This window comes from Paenibacillus sp. IITD108, from assembly GCF_036541265.1.
GTDB lineage: Bacteria > Bacillota > Bacilli > Paenibacillales > Paenibacillaceae > Pristimantibacillus.
In genome coordinates, this window is sequence record NZ_JAZHCT010000011.1 from 15,544 (window position 1) to 31,093 (window position 15,550).

Sequence of the window (15,550 nt, forward strand, 5' to 3'; positions counted from 1 at the left end):
CCCCTTTCTTTGGCTAAACTTGCCATGGCCACGGTGCTTCGGCCCATTCCCATGTCGGAGGAGAAAAGCTATGTCCGAATTGCATGAGCGGACCATATCGGGATTCAAATACTTTCGCAATTTCCATCCTTTCTCGAGCAAAATGATTAAACTGGTGGATCGCATTGGTATCATCCGGGTGAGTATCCAAATAAAGTGTCAATTCCACTAAAACAAAATCAGCTGCCTGCAACTCATGAAGAAGCTTATAGTACTGGTCATCTATCGCTGCACGCATACTGTCAATTCCCTCCCTCTTTTGATGGGCCGTATGGACTGAACAAAGCAGGCCACAACGTTCCATACTTTAGTGCTTCATATGGGCTGAATTGCGGCAAGTTAGGCGGCTGAAAGCCCATAAACAGATTTGGCGGAGTACTATAGCACTTCACTTTGATAGGAGGACAGGGATCAAAGGGTCCTATAAAAGGTTTATAACAATTAAATGGAGCATGAGCATGCATCATGGTAATCCTCACCTTCTGCGCTTTTTGTTACTATATGCAGCATAAGCTTGGCATACATCCAAAGAAACTAGAATAGTAAAGATAACTTTATGGTGGGATATATTTACGGGGAGTTGAACATCTTATAATTGTATTTAAATACTTCTAAGGGGTTACGCTTATGAATTCAAACTTAACGAACCAATTGAATCAATGTGAACAGATTTTGCAACAATTAATCAATCAGACTAATCAAGCATCACAAACGTATGAGCAGTTAAAGCAACAAGAGCAAAAAAATGCAATTCAGCTTGAAGAAATTGCTCAAAAGGAAAGAATGGCAGTTCAAACAATAGAAACTGCATTACAAGGACATCAACAAGTCATTCAACAATTGCAAAAAGGTATTGAATTATGCAAACAAATTGAACAGAGTTCTTTTAACAGCAATGCTTTTGATTTCAATCAAACTAATCAACAAAATAATCAATTTAGACATTAATTGGAGGTGAAAACAATGGGAATATTAAGCGGAAATCCAAAAGATGAACCGATGCATTATGGTGAAATTTATAATGTTTGGATGGGATCAACAGCAGCGAAGGGTATGGTTTCCTGCTACCAAGCATATTTAAATCATGCTGGAGATAAAGATTTAAAAAAAATATTAGAGGATATTATTGATCAAGCAAAGCTGGAAATAAAAGAGTGCGATGAGTTATTAACTCATAACGGTATCGCACCTGCACCAACCTTACCAGAAAGACCTCCGGTAAAACTCGAGGATATTCCAGCTGGGGCTCGCTTCTCTGATCAAGAAATTGCAGCAGCCATTACGGCCGATACTTCATTAGGCCTAGTTTCCTGCAGTCAAGTTATGGGACAAACAATCCGGGAGGATATAGGGGCACTGTTTGCTAAGTACCATATGACTAAAGCAGCTATAGGAGCCAGAATTCTTCGAATGAATAAAGAAAAGGGTTGGCTAATCCCTCCGCCTCTTCAAGTAAAACGTCCTGAACCTGCAAGAGCATAGAAGTACTAAAGCCCCTTTCCATTAGGTTAGGGGCCTTCCTTTAGCTTATTCAAATAAATCATTTATTTGATAGGGAGTGGTTTTGTGTATGATGAAATGAATAATGAAGTGAACGATTTCACGGAGCACAAGTATTTACCAATGACTTCTATTATGAGCGGTAAAGGTCAAGAGGTTATTTCCGATATATACTGTTTTACAAACCAAATTGTAAATGTCTGTTTTGTCGGTGAACCTGAAAAAAATAATGATTGGGTATTAATTGACACTGGCATGCCGCAATCTTCAAACCGTCTTATTGAAGCTATTATAGATCGGTTTGGCGAGCATAATAAACCAAAAGCTATTGTATTGACTCATGGTCATTTTGATCATGTTGGAGCAGTGGTTGATTTAGTTGAAAAATGGGGCGTTCCTGTGTATGCTCATGCAGCAGAACTTTCTTTCTTAACCGGAAAGGAAAGTTACCCTGAACCAGACGGTTCGGTTGAAGGTGGGCTGGTAGCAAAAATGTCCCCTATGTTCCCGAATGAACCAATTAATCTGGGAAAACATGTTGAAGCTCTTCCTTCTGATGGAAGTGTCCCTTTCATGTCAAGTTGGAGATGGATCCATACACCTGGGCATTCGCCAGGCCATATATCATTATTCCGGGATGAAGACAAATCTCTCATTGCTGGTGACGCATTTGTCACAGTAAGACAAGATTCGTTATATAAAGTAATTATGCAAGAAAAGGAAATAAACGGTCCTCCAAGGTACTTGACCACGGACTGGGATGCGGCAAAAGATTCTGTTAAAAAACTAGAAGCATTAAAGCCCGTCTTTGCGGTGACTGGCCATGGTCACCCTATATCTGGAAAAGAATTGTCAGAAGGTCTAACAAAATTGTTAACGGAATTCGACCGAATAGCTGTCCCTGACTATGGTCGTTTTGTTAATCGCAAACATTGATTATGCAAGGAGAAACATAACTGTTTATTAATAATGGTAAGGCCGCAATCACTGTCAAGCTACTCGCATAAAAGGAGAAAACGCGAAGAGTATAAACCCTTCGCGATTTTCCTTGTCACTTCACAATCAATCGGGAAATGTAATCCATGTTTTATTTTATCTTACTACTTATCCAACAACTAATAATATCTTTCAATTTCCCTTCCAGATTATTACCATTAAGAATAATATCAGCGAATTTTTTTGTTCGGAGTACATATTCGCTCTCTCTATGTTTTGCGGCCTCTAAATAGTATGTTGCCACTTCCTCCAAACTCACTCCCCAATTTTTCATATTTCTGTTTATTCTTCGATCAAATTTGCCAACTCCTTGTTTTTAATAATCACCCAATCTGCTCCCATGTGAATCACTTCTTACCAATCAAAATTTTAAAGTGTATAGTAACTTGTTTCAAATTCATCTGTAGAACCTTTCGCATTCGCTCCTTGGATGTACCCCAAGATAATGGCGTCATCCCAAGTAAAGGTTCGATCAAGGGTTCACTCAGGTTTACTTGATAACGAATGGTTTCAGCATCTAATAACTCGAATTGTTCGCTGAAATGACTAAGAGTAAGTGAATTTGAATAAACCTGTTTATCTGACCCTTCATAAAGGATTTCTCTTAACTCTTTTAGATAATCCTGTTCAGGGACGACTTTAATCAGAAAACCATCATCAGTAAGCAGTCTCTGAAATTCTGAATAATTCGCCGGTGAAAGAATGTTTAAAATGATATTGAATTGGTGACTCGTAAATGGACTGTTTGCAATATCTGCAACACACCAAATCGCATTAGCATATTCAGCTGCTGCATAACTAATACCTTCCTTAGAAATATCGATTCCTACTGCTAATAAAGTTTTGTATTTTTTCTGAATTAGCTTAGCTTGTATGTTATTTAAGTGAGAACCTTCTCCGCAACCCGCATCCAGCATACGTACAGAGGCATTGCTTTGGAGTTTACTTATAATAATTTTACTTACTGCATCGTGTAATGGATCAAACAAACCACTTTTGCTGATTTCTCTTCTGTATTCGAAAATTTTTTTATCATATTTAGTAGTACTGACTCGAGACATTAGATTTATATATCCTTGCTTTGTAATATCGAAACAGTGCTCGTTGCTGCAAACTAAGCTTTTTAAATGGATTAGCTGCATCTGTTTTTTACAAAATGGACATTTAAATATTTGAAGAAATCGTTCAATTTTTCCAGCACTCATTATCTTTTTACTTTTTAAGCACAAATAAAAACACCCCATTCATTCGTAATAGGTGAATGAAAAAAGGCGCAGTCAAATAAACCCAATCAGTTTTATTTGAAAAACTGGGTTTTGTGAGCTGCGCCTTACATTACCTTAAACGAATGAAATGGATCATAGTTAAACGCTCCCTAAATGTTATACACTCAAACACTTTTATATTAGCATCTTTCACTTAGTTGAGAAAGTATTTATTAAACTGCCTCCTCTAAAACCAATGAGCATCAATTTATATATTTTAAACCCTCAATTTGTTTTTACCTTTACATCTCGGTAAATAAAGCTAGGTATGAATTTTATATATAAAAGCTCTGCGATCAGTTCTACTACTGTTTGGGTTACTATTACAGATGCTGCTATTGTAGCCAACTCTCCTGGTAAGGTAAGTGCAAGAGGAAGTACAACTAGGGAATTGCGAGTTCCAGCACTGAAAATAAGAGCTCTTCCGTCAGACGGACCAATCCGGAAAAAAGATGATATGACCCGTGAAATTACTGGAGAAATTATATGGAATAATATGTATATCGGTATTACAGCGATAATGATACTGAATTCCTTTACAACCCTGTCAATTTGCGAGCCTATTACCAGAAAGAGCACGAGTGCCATAAGCGGGACAGGCAGCCATGCTGTAAAGTTCAGTGCTGTAACGCCGCAATCGGTTTTTCTAGTTAGAAATTGGATAGCTAATGCAAACAATAAAGGGACAATAATTAAATAAATAAAAGCTTCAACAAACGGACCAATTCTTACTACTTGGGAAGCCTCAGTGCCAATAAACAGCCAAAGATAAATGGGCAGCGTAATCATTTGAACCACAAAAAGAACCGGAGTAGACGCAAGAATAAGCTTTTCATTCCCTTTACCCAGTTGAGTAAAAACAATGACATAATCAATACATGGCGTTAACAGTACTAAGCAAACACCTATCAGAACTGGACTAGGCTGAGGAAAAACTTTAATTAATAATAATACGAGCAAAGGAATTAAGATGAAATTGACAAGAAGTAAAGCACCTGTGAAACGTCTATCAGAGAGTGCTTCCTTTAATTTAAGAAAAGGAATTTGACAAAACATACTGAATAAAAGGACCGCAATGACAAAAGTAACAAAAGGTTCTAGGAAGCTGCTTATTCGCGGACTTGCTAAACCTACTATTCCTCCAAAAATCAATGCCACTGCATACACGCTAATTTGATTCTTTTCTAAACTCTCTCTTGAAAACAATTATATACACACTCCTCTATCTCCGGATTATATCACAGGAAGACACCGCCATTCTTAACGGATCTTCACAATCAGGCATATAACTTGGAGTTTGAATGCTATAAAGCGGGAATACTAATATCTAGAGTTTTTTGATTTTCTGAATCGCGGAGGGATAATACATGCATTTGAACTTAAAAGGAAAAACAGCGCTGGTAACCGGGTCTACAGCAGGTATTGGAAAAGCAATCGCCATGTCATTAGCGGCCGAAGGTGCCACTGTGCTTATTAATGGACGCCGCGAAGAAAAAGTGAATGAGACTGTAATAGAAATTCATGAAAAGCATCCAACTGCTGTCCTTCACCCCGTTGTCGCTGATCTGGGAACTGTGCAAGGTTGTCAAAAGGTTATTGAGGAGTACTTTGAAATAGATATTCTTGTTAACAATCTGGGAATTTTTGAGCCTGTACAATATTTTGACATCCCGGATGAAGATTGGTTTAAGATGTTTGAAGTAAATATCATGAGTGGTGTTCGACTTACTCGCCGATACTTAAAACAAATGATTCGGAAAAATGAAGGCAGAGTTATCTTTATCGCTAGCGAAGCAGCGATTATGCCATCTCAAGAAATGGCTCATTATAGTGCAACTAAAACGATGCAGCTTTCACTTTCCCGCAGTTTAGCGGAGCTGACCAAAGGAACAAATGTGACCGTTAATACGATTATGCCTGGTTCTACTCTAACTGAAGGCGTAGAAAAAATGTTAAATAGCTTGTATCCTAATGAAGAATTGACAATCGAAGAAGCTGAAAAGCGATTTATGACAGAGAATCGGCCAACTTCCATTATTCAAAGGCTTATTCGGCCAGAAGAAATAGCACATCTTGTCACCTTCTTAAGCAGTTCTCTTTCCTCTGCTATCAATGGTTCCGCCTTACGAATAGATGGAGGATTAGTACGCAATGTGTTTTAATAATTAAATGTCTAGCATATCGTTAAACACCAAAAGAGAGGATAACGCTAACCTCTCTTTTGGTGTCGTTTTACTATCAAAATTTCTAGTCAGTTTTACAGGTATTGTGCCGGTCCAAATCGATGATCTCGTTAATACCGTATTCGTCAAACTTATCAAGCAGCGGTTCGCTGCCATACTTTAACTTAAAGTCCAACTCCTCCGAATAGAGCGGGACAATGGCATAGAAATCTACGGTCCGCCCATCCTCCATATCCAGCGTAAGAAAATCTTCGTCTACGTCAATAGGAGGCAGCAGAATAATTCCGCTCATTCCAGTTTGCTGCGACAGCGGCTCAGCCGGATCTCCATTAGGCATCGTATGACCCCAGCCTAGCCAAGTGTCGTAGTCATGAGGAAACCGGGCTAACATTTTCAACCATCGAATAGGCCAATAGTGATCCGGATTTTCTAAATGTTCCTGCGTAATCGGCCAATCCGGCGGCAAGCAGATCATCAATTCAGCGTAATCGCAGCCTTCCACTCCTTCAGGTGTGTTCATGGGCATAAAGCTCATGCCTGTTGTAATTAACGTGTAATAATTGCGTTCGGGAGTCGGTTTAATAACGTGGACGTCGATATGAACGACATCTGATATAATTTCGTGATAAACAGAATCGATTTCCCCTATAAACTGTTGAACGTGCTCTTCAATTTTTTCAACCCATCCTTCTTCCCCATACTCTGGAGCCCGCCATTCCTGTTGTCTATCTTCATAGCGATAAATCGGGTTCCCCGATTCCGAATATTCCGTTGATTTTGACATATGCCTCTCTCCTTTGCTTAATCCATTATCATTTTACAGTAGTTCCGCCCAACCGATCTCTTCGGCTCAGTGAATATCGGAACTATACCATTGAAATCAGTATATCGAAGCTGTATATATTAGACAATATAAGGCTCATATCTACGTCCATCAACTCAATTAAGAGTTCATTATCTCCATAACCGATTCACTGCTAATAATGGTGCCATTATTTTTGCCTTCGCAAATTTCCTTCATCGATCCTTGTTTATCAAAATTAAACACATGCATGGGCAGATTAAAGTCTCTGGCTAAAATGAAAGCAGATTGATCCATTACTTTCAAATTATTTTTCAAAACATCGTCGTAATGCAGGGATTTAAACAACCTTGCATCCTTATCGAACTTTGGATCTGCATTGAGGACGCCGTTAACACCGTGTTTTGCAACAAGAATTGCATTGCAATTAACTTCAATTGCTCTTTGGACGGAAGGATAATCTGTTGTGACATAGGGTTGCCCGTTACCGCCGGCAAAAATTACAATGTGGCCTTTTTCCAAATGATGTATTGCCCTTAGTCTAATATATGGTTCGGCAACAGATGTAATAGGTATTGCCGTCATAACCCGAACTTCATTGCTTGTTTTTGCTTTAAGAACCCCTCTAAGCATCAGGCTGTTAATGACTGTTGCAAGTGTTCCAATATTGTCTGCCTCTGCTCTTTCAATCCCCCAATCTACCGCCATATTTCCACGAAAAATATTACCGCCGCCAATAACCAATGACACCTCGACTCCAAGGTTGACTACAGATATTATTTCATTTGCAATTTGATCTAATCTTCGGGGTTCAAATCCTGATCCTGTTTCTCCTGCGACGGCTGCTCCGCTAAGCTTAATAAGCACTCTTTTATACCTGATCATCAATTACACCTCCAAAAATAAAAAACACTAAAGCAATGTGTGCCTTAGTGTTTCGATGAAATGGAAATATGAAAGTGAGATGGGTTCCTCTAGATGAATCCTCATATTTCCACTCCTTTCAAATATTGTTCATTATCCAATCTTATTTTATTATTGATCATAAGCTAATGCAACTGCAACAATAGGCAATAAGTGGATTATCCTGCTTCAAATTCGACTCCATACTTACTGAAGATAACCTTGTATTTATTTTCGAATATGCTCCATCGTCTTTCTGTTCCGTGTTTCTCCTGCAATGCCTTCAAATATTGTTTAGCAGCTTGTATATCATTGGATTGCAACAGCATATGAATGCACTCTTCACTCAAATGTAAAAATGGCCCTGAAATGTAATAATCAACAATGGATCTCGCACTGTTCATACTTTCAAAGAAATGAATAACCTCTTCCAACCCGTTAAGCAGCGATTTTCTTAAATCATCCCTATTCATATCAGGGGTAATCGAAAATCGGTCCGGAACAGATTGGGCAATTTCCTCCATTCTTGCTCTGAAGTGACAATCCACTTCTTGGGGTGCTGTCAGAATCTCTCTAGATTGAATCTGAGCCAGCTCCACTGCGTAAATACCGCAGTTTACATAAAATATGACATGGTCCGCCGAATTGCCAGAGGATTTTTGAAAATTGAACATGTAAATGAGGTTTTCTGTTGTTTTACTGAAATTCAAATTTTTCTTTACGAAGCCATACTTGGAAAGAAACGGCTTTATATCTTGTTTAATTAAATCATTAAAGTACTGCTGCAAACATGATCCCCTCCTAAAAGTTTACTATAAATAGATAGTAGCTTGTATTGCTACAAATCCTTCTCCATTTTCTACTAGTATTATACATCATTCCTTGCATCCGCTGTTGAGTTCATAGGTAAGTTGCTCTTATCATACCTATCTGCAGTTACCTGTCTTTTATCGACCATCTCAAACCTGTCATACCCGCAGCCTGTGCATCCTTCATTTTTAAGCTGCTCTATGGTTACAAACTCTCCATTCATTCCGACATACACATCTTTTGAGCATTGTTTGCATCGGTAAGTGCGCAGCGTTCGTTTCACCTCGCCTGTATACAAGGCGTCCGTGAATTTCTCCGGATATTCCGGTTTCGATTGATCCGTTGTCCGTAAAATGAACATCTGGCTCCTATTGGCGATCATTTCTGCGCCTTCGTACGTGTTGAATTGAGGGAAATTAGCGCTTACAGTCAGTCCCATGCAGACAAATTCACGCTGCATAGCAAGCATCAGCGGTGGTGATTTATGTGCAAAAGACAGAAAGATCGGCAGTCCCTTTTCCCTCTTTAACGCCTGTATACCTCGCGATACGAATAAACTCATACCCTGAAGTGTATAGGGCGGGTCCGTAAAGAAACAATCATACTGTTTGTGCAGATTTTCTGGAAGAGGCTCCCTCAAATCAAGCCGGTGGCATACAATTGGCAGTTTTCGCTCATTTGCAATCTTTTCGATGTAACTTAAGAACCTTGGGTCGGTATCAAGAACATCCACATGCGTAACGGTGTGCCCGCCATCTGGAAATAATCGCTGCAGCAGCAGACCAATAGACACACTTACCATGTCATCGTCTCCAACACATAAAATCTTCTTTCCTATCAATGCATGCTGCTTCAAACAAAGGATAGCCCGGCGCAGGCTAGTTTCCGGCGTACATTTGGATTGATCAATCTGAACATCCGCTGACGGTCTAAGCGCTAAAAGTTCCTCCAATATAATTAACACATCTTTGATACTCTCCATCCATTTTGTTTCATCAAACAATTCGTGGTATAGGGAATGATCCAAACCGCGGTATCCCCAATTCCGCTCAACCCATGTAAGTCCGCCTTTTGTACAGCGGACTCCGCGGTCCTGCAGAAGTGCGCCTGCTTTAATCAATTCCCGTTTTATTGCCGCAGCCACTGGAGTCGGAAGCAGTGTTTTGCGTGCCAATTCTTTCGTTGAAATTCCAGGTTTCAAATAACATTCGAGGAGCAACTGCTCAATAGCCTGTATCCCTTCTTGCAGACGAATATGTTTACTAGCTTGTTCAATGTAATTCACTTAATCCCTCCCGTTTTTTTTGAAAATACAAAAAGGGCAGGAATGAACATACGTCATCCCTGCCCTTTTTTGACCTGCCAAGATAAACACCACAAAGAAACAAAAAAATCCGAGCTGAACACAGCACGGATTGTGGGTGCATAAAAAAGGCAGTACTAAGGCCCTGATTAATATCCGTTGTTCTTAACTAATTCCGAAGCATTCAATATGCCCATAAAAAATATACCTTGCCATTTCAGCAATTGGTCATATGGACTGTTGAAAACTTCAAATTATGGAATTTGGTTAGTTAAGAACTACCGCCGACATCAACATCTCTCCTAAGTAATAATGACTTCATAATACTATACGCAATATCTATAGTCAAATCGTTTGGATATTGTTGAGCTTACAATCAATGGTGATGATGAGCATGTGCGGCCGCCAAACTAGCTTTGATAGAACAAAGTATCGAATTTCCATGAATATGCTCTTCCGATTCCATTTGCAAAGTCACATGCTGAATTCCCTCATGCTCTAAAAGATGTTCAATTTTTCGCAGGATTGCTTCTGCTTCATGAACGGTTTTGTTTCCTTCGACTACTATATGAGCTGTAAGTGCATTTAGACTGCTTGTAATTGACCAAATATGGACATCGTGGACCCCGTTCACCCCTTCTACTTGCTGCATCATATTAACAATTTCATTTAATTTTATGCTTTTCGGTGCGCCTTCCATCAAGACATGCAAAGACGATTTAGTGACGTAGTAACCGCTGCGCAAAACAAGCGCTGCGACAATAACGCTAGCAAGCGGGTCTGCCCATCCCCAGCCAAAGAACATCATTAGTAAAGCAGCAGCAATCGCGCCAACAGAACCCAGCATATCGCTAATTACGTGCAAGTAAGCGCCACGCATATTTAAGTTATGCTCAGTATCACTTCCACGCATCATAATCCATGCGACCAGTACGTTAACAAGCAGACCAATAGAGCTAATAACTAGCATACCTGTTGTAGCGACCTCCGGCGGGTTTGAAAAACGATCTATCGCTTCGTAAAAAATGTAGACGGAGATCCCAATTAATGTGATGCCGTTAAGGGTAGCTGCTAAAATTTCAAAACGTCTGTAACCATACGTTTTTCCCATATTCACCGCTTTTTCTCCGAAAGTGAATGCCATCATCGCAATACCTAAAGCAATGGAGTCAGACAGCATGTGTCCCGCATCGGAAAGCAAAGCCAGGCTATTCGTAATGAATCCTCCAACAGCTTCTATAATCATATAGAATGTAATGATGATGAATGAGATCAGAAGTATTTTTTTGTTATTAGTGTGAGCATGACTGTGTCCATGATCGTGATTGTGCCCGTGGTTGTGTCCAGACATATAATGCCCTCCCCTTCATTTTAATATATGAGCAATTGTTCATATGTTCTTATGGCTATTATATACATTGTCGAATATAAGTGTCAACTGGCAACAGGTATCCCCATCCAAAGAAAAAACCTTGATCGCGTGAAGTCAGTCAAGGTTTGATTGGTAATCATTTGTTATCTTTCTGCATTTTATTATGTTGAATGTAAACGGAGGTTTGTTTTCCATGTTCTTATGCGGCTCAACAATTTCTGAGAATTCTATTAATCCGTATTTTCCAAACTCTTCCCTTATCGAGTCAGAATCGTAAAAAAACATTTTTAATCCTTCCATGATCTCGAAATAGTTATTGCCGAGTTGCCTGCCTTTCCCGAACATAGGGGCATTTGTTGAGATAGTAGTAAAAATCATATATCCGTTTGGCTTCAACTGATTATAGCAATCTTCAATAAACTTTTCTCTCTCCTGTTTATTTAATAAATGAATTAGTGCATAACAAAATATACCGTCATATAGATTGTTATCAAATGGCATATCAGTGACTGAACCATGAAAAATACTAATAGTAAGCCCTTTCTGTTTTGCCAAATCAATCGCTGTTTTTGAAATCTCTATCCCTGTTACTTTTATGCCGTTGTCAATAAACACCTTTGCATTTCTGCCATATCCAATACCAGGTATCAATATATTTTTAACCTTCTGCTCAACAAAAAAGTCCTTTGTCACAATTGCTGAATCGGAAGGTTCAAATCCCCACATCAATTGATTTTCTATAAAGCTTGCTTCCCAAAATTCTGTCATCTTCCAGCTCCTTTAAATCTAAATAAAAAACGCGTAGTTACGCGTTTCTAAAGAGAAAATGTTGTTGTCTGTCGACACAATTATGCTTTAGGGCTATGCGCTCTGGGTTGGTTTCTTGCGAATGCTCGTAAGCTCGAATGCCTCTTTAGGAATCCCAAGTTCATGAGCCCGTTTCTTTTTAATCAGCATAGCCTGTTGTAAACTGGTAGCTTGAAATTCAATTATGGTGCCAGAATGATCCTCGAATGCATAATAGCTCTTTTTATTCGACATTTATTGATTCCTCCCCTTCTAGATATACAAATATTTTTACTAACAACGTCCTTAGCTGCAGTTAGCTAAAAATATTTTGTCCACACAATCTGTTTATATGCACAGATTGGAATTTATCTAGGCAGGGTATCTACTACGGCAGCTTTGCTTCTTGCAGTAAAAATTTCATTTCTATTTTTGTACGATGAATTGTTGATTTCACATCGCTAATAGATTATTTTAAATTTATAATTCGGGCAAATCCTTAATTTGATGCTGTGTTTGTTCTAATAAATCTAATGACTTGAATAGCCGGTATTCTTCTAGGTCAAACTAGCTAGGTAAATCAAAAAAGGAGGCTATAATGATGAAAGAAAAAGCTATCCTAGCTTACTTCAAGACTCCAGAGCAAGCTGAACAGGCGTTGGATAAATTAAAAAGTCTGCATCTAATCGATTCCTCAATCGACCGTTTTGATGGCTATCCCGGCGATGGGGTCGAAGGAATCATGAATCCCATATCCGGTGATTTCCGCAGTCTCGGAGATCTAACGCTGGGAGGTGATTTTATAAACCGTGATGCAGGTATATTAGCAGCCGCAAGTGTCAGTGCTAGCGGAATGAGCTCTGGGGAAAGAGAGAATATGGTTAGCGGCAGAGACATTCTATTGACAGCCATTGTGGCGGAAGATGACTTCGACAAAGCACAAGCAATCGTAGACGAAGCTGGCGCACTGTAGCGTTTTTTAGCCTCAATTAAGCAACGGTACGTCACAATAGCAATAAAACCCCATCCTATAATAACAAAGGAAGGGGTTATATTATCAACCCACCGCATATTTATACGGCTTATTGCGTCGTCATCGCTCTCGTTCCGTCCGTCATAAAGATGATTTCTCGTACGAATACGCTGGCAATGTCTGCAAGAATGGCGACCAATCGCTCGTCGTATATAATTGAAGCCGATGCATGGCTCGCGTGCATGAGGTATATAGAAGCTTGAGCTCGTTGTCCTGCCCATAAGTTTTGGACGATGCATCATAAACCAAAACTGCATCGAACTCGACACCTTTCGCAAGGTACACAGGAATGATCACCACTCCTTTCTTAAAGCCTAACGTTTCCTTTGTAATAAGCTGCAAATCTTCTCTTTCGAAAGTTTTTAATGAGTTATAGACCTCACGATTTTCTGAAGCGCTTTTTGTAACAATGGCGATGGATTCAAAGCCCTCGGCTCTCAGCTTCGCAATATCTGCCAGTATTTGCGCATTACGCTTTTCTTCGTTATTCAGTCTCGTGAGAATTGGTTTTCTGTCCCTTCTTTCAAAGGGTACAATTTCTTCCCCGCCCGGGAGCATTGACTTCGTAAATTCAACAATCTCTTTAGTTGAACGATAACTGCGTAACAGGCGAAAAACGCTTGTTTCTGCTTGACCAAATAGACTGATCAGCGGTGAATTAGATGAGTCCAAATTTGTGGACTGCATAAAAATGGCTTGCCCGAAATCACCGAGTACCGTCATCCGGGCGCGCGGGAACAGTTTTTTTAGATATTCGTATTGAAACGGTGAATAATCCTGCCCTTCATCAACAAAAACATATCGTATTGCTGTGTTTACACGAGCACCTTCAATTAGCTCCTTTAAATACAAATATGGCGTAGCATCCTCGTAGAATAACTCGTTACGCAGCATTGCCTCTTTGGTTTGCATACATATTTCCGCCCACAACGAAGGGACGAATTTTCTTTCGTCTTCTCCCGATAAAAGGCTTCTACCGTAAACAATTGACTGTATATGCATATCGTATCTATAAAAGAGAACTTCTTCACTATTTTTCTCAGCGGTTTAAAGTAATCTTTCACAATCCTGCGACGAAGCAGTTCTTCCTCTTTCTGAGCGAATTGAAAGTCGCCTTCATCCTCCCTGCGCTTACTGGTCATTTTCTCGCGAACTATGGCGTATTGTTCAGCAACGTCAAATACCTCTCTATCCTTATGCAGCATTCCAAAGACTTCCGCATACTGTTCAGTATCCAGATAATCCAACTTTTTCTCTACCCAAAGCGCATTCCGTTCCGAGCGCTCCAGTGCTGCTAGTTGTTCCAGAAGCCATTCTTGCAATAGGGCAATTCGATTGTACAACGGCAGTGAACGGTTATAACTATAAAACTTCTCTTCCATTCGTTCTGCGGTAATTAAATCACGTTCTCTAAACCGGATACTGTTGAATCGCATGCCTTCCTTTCCCAGCCACTTTCCATAGTTCTGTAAAGCTTGCAAGAATGCTTCAGAAGATTTATATTCGATTCCTTGAAGACGAGCTTCATATCCGGATTCTCCTTGTGCAGTGAGTACATATTCAATTTGATCGAAAGGATCCTCTGGCCGTAGCGAGAAGCCTAACCAATAATCGAGATATTCTTGAAAAGTCGTCTGCTGCATATTTTCTTCACCCAGTTCGGGAAGAACAGAGGAGATATAACTGGAAAATATCGGATTCGGCGAAAAAAGAACGATTTGATCGGCTTTTATCGTTTGTCTGTGTTTATACAGCAAATATGCCACACGCTGTAATGCTACGGAAGTTTTGCCACTGCCTGCCGCTCCTTGTACAATAAGCATCCGGCTTTTGTCATTTCGTATAATGGTGTTTTGTTCCTTTTGGATCGTTGCCACGATGCTCTTCATTTGTGAATTGGCGCTTTTCCCAAGCATTTGCTGCAGAATTTCGTCTCCAATCGTATCGCTTGCGTCAAACATATTGAGAATTTGTCCGTTTCGAATCTGAAATTGCCGTTTTAGCTTCATCTTCCCTTCGATTTGTCCTGCAGGCGTGATATATGACGCCAATCCAGGAGAACAATCGTAATACAAACTTGCAATTGGCGTTCGCCAGTCATAGATGAGAAAGTTCAAGCCATCTTCTTCTATGAAAGAAGATACTCCGATATAGATCTGTTCATCGAGGTCCAGTCCATCCTCTTGAAAGTCGATTCGCCCGAAATAAGGGGATGGCAGTAAACGATTTAAGTTTTTCCATTGCTGTGCCAACAGTTTATGTCCGCGTTCTCTTTCAGCCAATAAAGCGGACTGCTGGTTAATCGTGTGAAAAGTTTCTTCGAAATCTTCATCTGTGCTTGTGTTTATCGTCACTTCTTCCCAAAACCGCCTGCGAATTTCTGTAGCCTGATCCCATAATCCGGCAACCTCCGGCTCCAGCTTGGCAATTCTCGTTCGCAGTTTATTTTTGATTTTTTCCAGTCGTTCCTGTTCTAGTCGCCAATCGTTGTTTTCCATTTCTCCACTCTCCTTATTCTGTTTTCCAAGTAAAAGAGAGTATTGACAAATCAATATTCC

General features: G+C 39.8%; 18 protein-coding genes. 5 read left to right on the top strand and 13 right to left on the bottom strand.

Annotated elements, in window-relative coordinates; all coding sequences use genetic code 11:
• Nucleotides 1–13 precede the first annotated feature (13 nt).
• Both V1L65_RS11835 and V1L65_RS11840 read right to left on the bottom strand, forming a co-directional pair.
• On the bottom strand, nt 14–277 hold the full coding sequence (locus tag V1L65_RS11835) for a spore coat protein CotJB (protein ID WP_331699353.1): 264 nt from the start codon (nt 275–277) through the stop codon (nt 14–16).
• Nucleotides 278–281: 4 nt separating this feature from the next.
• Nucleotides 282–503: a spore coat associated protein CotJA gene (locus tag V1L65_RS11840; protein WP_331699486.1), complete on the bottom strand. Its 222-nt coding sequence runs from the start codon at nt 501–503 to the stop codon at nt 282–284.
• 163 nt (nt 504–666) lie between these two features.
• Between V1L65_RS11840 and V1L65_RS11845 the strand changes: the two genes are divergently transcribed.
• From V1L65_RS11845 to V1L65_RS11855, 3 genes are all read left to right on the top strand, one after another.
• Entirely contained in the window at nt 667–987 is a 321-nt protein-coding gene (locus tag V1L65_RS11845; protein ID WP_331699354.1) for a hypothetical protein, read from the top strand.
• A 15-nt stretch (nt 988–1,002) separates the two neighbouring features.
• Complete coding sequence (locus tag V1L65_RS11850) at nt 1,003–1,521, top strand: DUF3231 family protein (protein WP_331699355.1); 519 nt, start codon at nt 1,003–1,005, stop codon at nt 1,519–1,521.
• A 96-nt stretch (nt 1,522–1,617) separates the two neighbouring features.
• Nucleotides 1,618–2,475, top strand: coding sequence for an MBL fold metallo-hydrolase (locus V1L65_RS11855; protein WP_331699487.1), 858 nt, complete (start codon nt 1,618–1,620; stop codon nt 2,473–2,475).
• A gap of 407 nt (nt 2,476–2,882) precedes the next feature.
• On the opposite strand, the gene V1L65_RS11860 is transcribed toward V1L65_RS11855, so the two are convergent.
• Entirely contained in the window at nt 2,883–3,740 is an 858-nt protein-coding gene (locus V1L65_RS11860; protein ID WP_331699356.1) for a putative RNA methyltransferase, read from the bottom strand.
• Nucleotides 3,741–4,025: 285 nt separating this feature from the next.
• Nucleotides 4,026–5,006, bottom strand: coding sequence for an arsenic resistance protein (locus V1L65_RS11865; protein WP_331699357.1), 981 nt, complete (start codon nt 5,004–5,006; stop codon nt 4,026–4,028).
• A 161-nt stretch (nt 5,007–5,167) separates the two neighbouring features.
• Between V1L65_RS11865 and V1L65_RS11870 the strand changes: the two genes are divergently transcribed.
• Nucleotides 5,168–5,962: an SDR family NAD(P)-dependent oxidoreductase gene (locus tag V1L65_RS11870; RefSeq protein WP_331699358.1), complete on the top strand. Its 795-nt coding sequence runs from the start codon at nt 5,168–5,170 to the stop codon at nt 5,960–5,962.
• A gap of 85 nt (nt 5,963–6,047) precedes the next feature.
• On the opposite strand, the gene V1L65_RS11875 is transcribed toward V1L65_RS11870, so the two are convergent.
• The 7 genes from V1L65_RS11875 to V1L65_RS11905 all read right to left on the bottom strand — a co-directional run bounded on the left by V1L65_RS11875 (nt 6,048) and on the right by V1L65_RS11905 (nt 12,214).
• Nucleotides 6,048–6,767: a suppressor of fused domain protein gene (locus tag V1L65_RS11875; RefSeq protein WP_331699359.1), complete on the bottom strand. Its 720-nt coding sequence runs from the start codon at nt 6,765–6,767 to the stop codon at nt 6,048–6,050.
• Between the two features lie 159 nt (nt 6,768–6,926).
• Complete coding sequence (gene pyrH, locus V1L65_RS11880) at nt 6,927–7,670, bottom strand: UMP kinase (RefSeq protein WP_331699360.1); 744 nt, start codon at nt 7,668–7,670, stop codon at nt 6,927–6,929.
• Between the two features lie 197 nt (nt 7,671–7,867).
• Nucleotides 7,868–8,476, bottom strand: a complete 609-nt coding sequence (locus V1L65_RS11885) for a DUF4304 domain-containing protein (RefSeq protein ID WP_331699361.1) — start codon at nt 8,474–8,476, stop codon at nt 7,868–7,870.
• An 80-nt stretch (nt 8,477–8,556) separates the two neighbouring features.
• The gene (locus V1L65_RS11890; protein ID WP_331699362.1) at nt 8,557–9,783 is read right to left on the bottom strand and encodes a bis-aminopropyl spermidine synthase family protein; all 1,227 of its coding nucleotides are present in this window, start codon (nt 9,781–9,783) and stop codon (nt 8,557–8,559) included.
• Nucleotides 9,784–10,177: 394 nt separating this feature from the next.
• Complete coding sequence (locus V1L65_RS11895; protein WP_331699363.1) at nt 10,178–11,152, bottom strand: cation diffusion facilitator family transporter; 975 nt, start codon at nt 11,150–11,152, stop codon at nt 10,178–10,180.
• A 135-nt stretch (nt 11,153–11,287) separates the two neighbouring features.
• Complete coding sequence (locus V1L65_RS11900; RefSeq protein WP_331699364.1) at nt 11,288–11,941, bottom strand: class I SAM-dependent methyltransferase; 654 nt, start codon at nt 11,939–11,941, stop codon at nt 11,288–11,290.
• A 93-nt stretch (nt 11,942–12,034) separates the two neighbouring features.
• Nucleotides 12,035–12,214, bottom strand: coding sequence for a hypothetical protein (locus V1L65_RS11905; protein WP_331699365.1), 180 nt, complete (start codon nt 12,212–12,214; stop codon nt 12,035–12,037).
• Between the two features lie 343 nt (nt 12,215–12,557).
• Here V1L65_RS11905 and V1L65_RS11910 point away from each other — a divergent pair, with 343 nt between their 5' ends.
• The gene (locus V1L65_RS11910; protein ID WP_331699366.1) at nt 12,558–12,932 is read left to right on the top strand and encodes a hypothetical protein; all 375 of its coding nucleotides are present in this window, start codon (nt 12,558–12,560) and stop codon (nt 12,930–12,932) included.
• Nucleotides 12,933–13,073: 141 nt separating this feature from the next.
• Here the strand turns inward: V1L65_RS11910 and V1L65_RS11915 are convergent, their stop codons facing one another.
• Together V1L65_RS11915 and helD are read right to left on the bottom strand one after the other, a co-directional pair.
• A complete protein-coding gene (locus V1L65_RS11915) occupies nt 13,074–13,844 on the bottom strand; it encodes an ATP-binding domain-containing protein (protein ID WP_331699367.1) in 771 nt (256 codons plus the stop codon).
• A complete protein-coding gene (helD, locus tag V1L65_RS11920; protein ID WP_331699368.1) occupies nt 13,835–15,490 on the bottom strand; it encodes an RNA polymerase recycling motor HelD in 1,656 nt (551 codons plus the stop codon). Before helD ends, V1L65_RS11915 begins: the two co-directional genes overlap by 10 nt.
• Nucleotides 15,491–15,550: the final 60 nt, after the last annotated feature.

Excerpts from the sequence above, each read along its gene's own strand:
- V1L65_RS11835 (WP_331699353.1), bottom strand. The coding sequence starts at position 277 with ATGCGTGCAGCGATAGATGACCAGTACTATAAGCTTCTTCATGAGTTG.
- V1L65_RS11840 (WP_331699486.1), bottom strand. The coding sequence starts at position 503 with ATGCATGCTCATGCTCCATTTAATTGTTATAAACCTTTTATAGGACCC.
- V1L65_RS11845 (WP_331699354.1), top strand. The coding sequence starts at position 667 with ATGAATTCAAACTTAACGAACCAATTGAATCAATGTGAACAGATTTTG.
- V1L65_RS11850 (WP_331699355.1), top strand. The coding sequence starts at position 1,003 with ATGGGAATATTAAGCGGAAATCCAAAAGATGAACCGATGCATTATGGT.
- V1L65_RS11855 (WP_331699487.1), top strand. The coding sequence starts at position 1,618 with ATGAATAATGAAGTGAACGATTTCACGGAGCACAAGTATTTACCAATG.
- V1L65_RS11860 (WP_331699356.1), bottom strand. The coding sequence starts at position 3,740 with ATGAGTGCTGGAAAAATTGAACGATTTCTTCAAATATTTAAATGTCCA.
- V1L65_RS11870 (WP_331699358.1), top strand. The coding sequence starts at position 5,168 with ATGCATTTGAACTTAAAAGGAAAAACAGCGCTGGTAACCGGGTCTACA.
- V1L65_RS11875 (WP_331699359.1), bottom strand. The coding sequence starts at position 6,767 with ATGTCAAAATCAACGGAATATTCGGAATCGGGGAACCCGATTTATCGC.
- pyrH (WP_331699360.1), bottom strand. The coding sequence starts at position 7,670 with ATGATCAGGTATAAAAGAGTGCTTATTAAGCTTAGCGGAGCAGCCGTC.
- V1L65_RS11895 (WP_331699363.1), bottom strand. The coding sequence starts at position 11,152 with ATGTCTGGACACAACCACGGGCACAATCACGATCATGGACACAGTCAT.
- V1L65_RS11900 (WP_331699364.1), bottom strand. The coding sequence starts at position 11,941 with ATGACAGAATTTTGGGAAGCAAGCTTTATAGAAAATCAATTGATGTGG.
- V1L65_RS11905 (WP_331699365.1), bottom strand. The coding sequence starts at position 12,214 with ATGTCGAATAAAAAGAGCTATTATGCATTCGAGGATCATTCTGGCACC.
- V1L65_RS11910 (WP_331699366.1), top strand. The coding sequence starts at position 12,558 with ATGATGAAAGAAAAAGCTATCCTAGCTTACTTCAAGACTCCAGAGCAA.
- helD (WP_331699368.1), bottom strand. The coding sequence starts at position 15,490 with ATGGAAAACAACGATTGGCGACTAGAACAGGAACGACTGGAAAAAATC.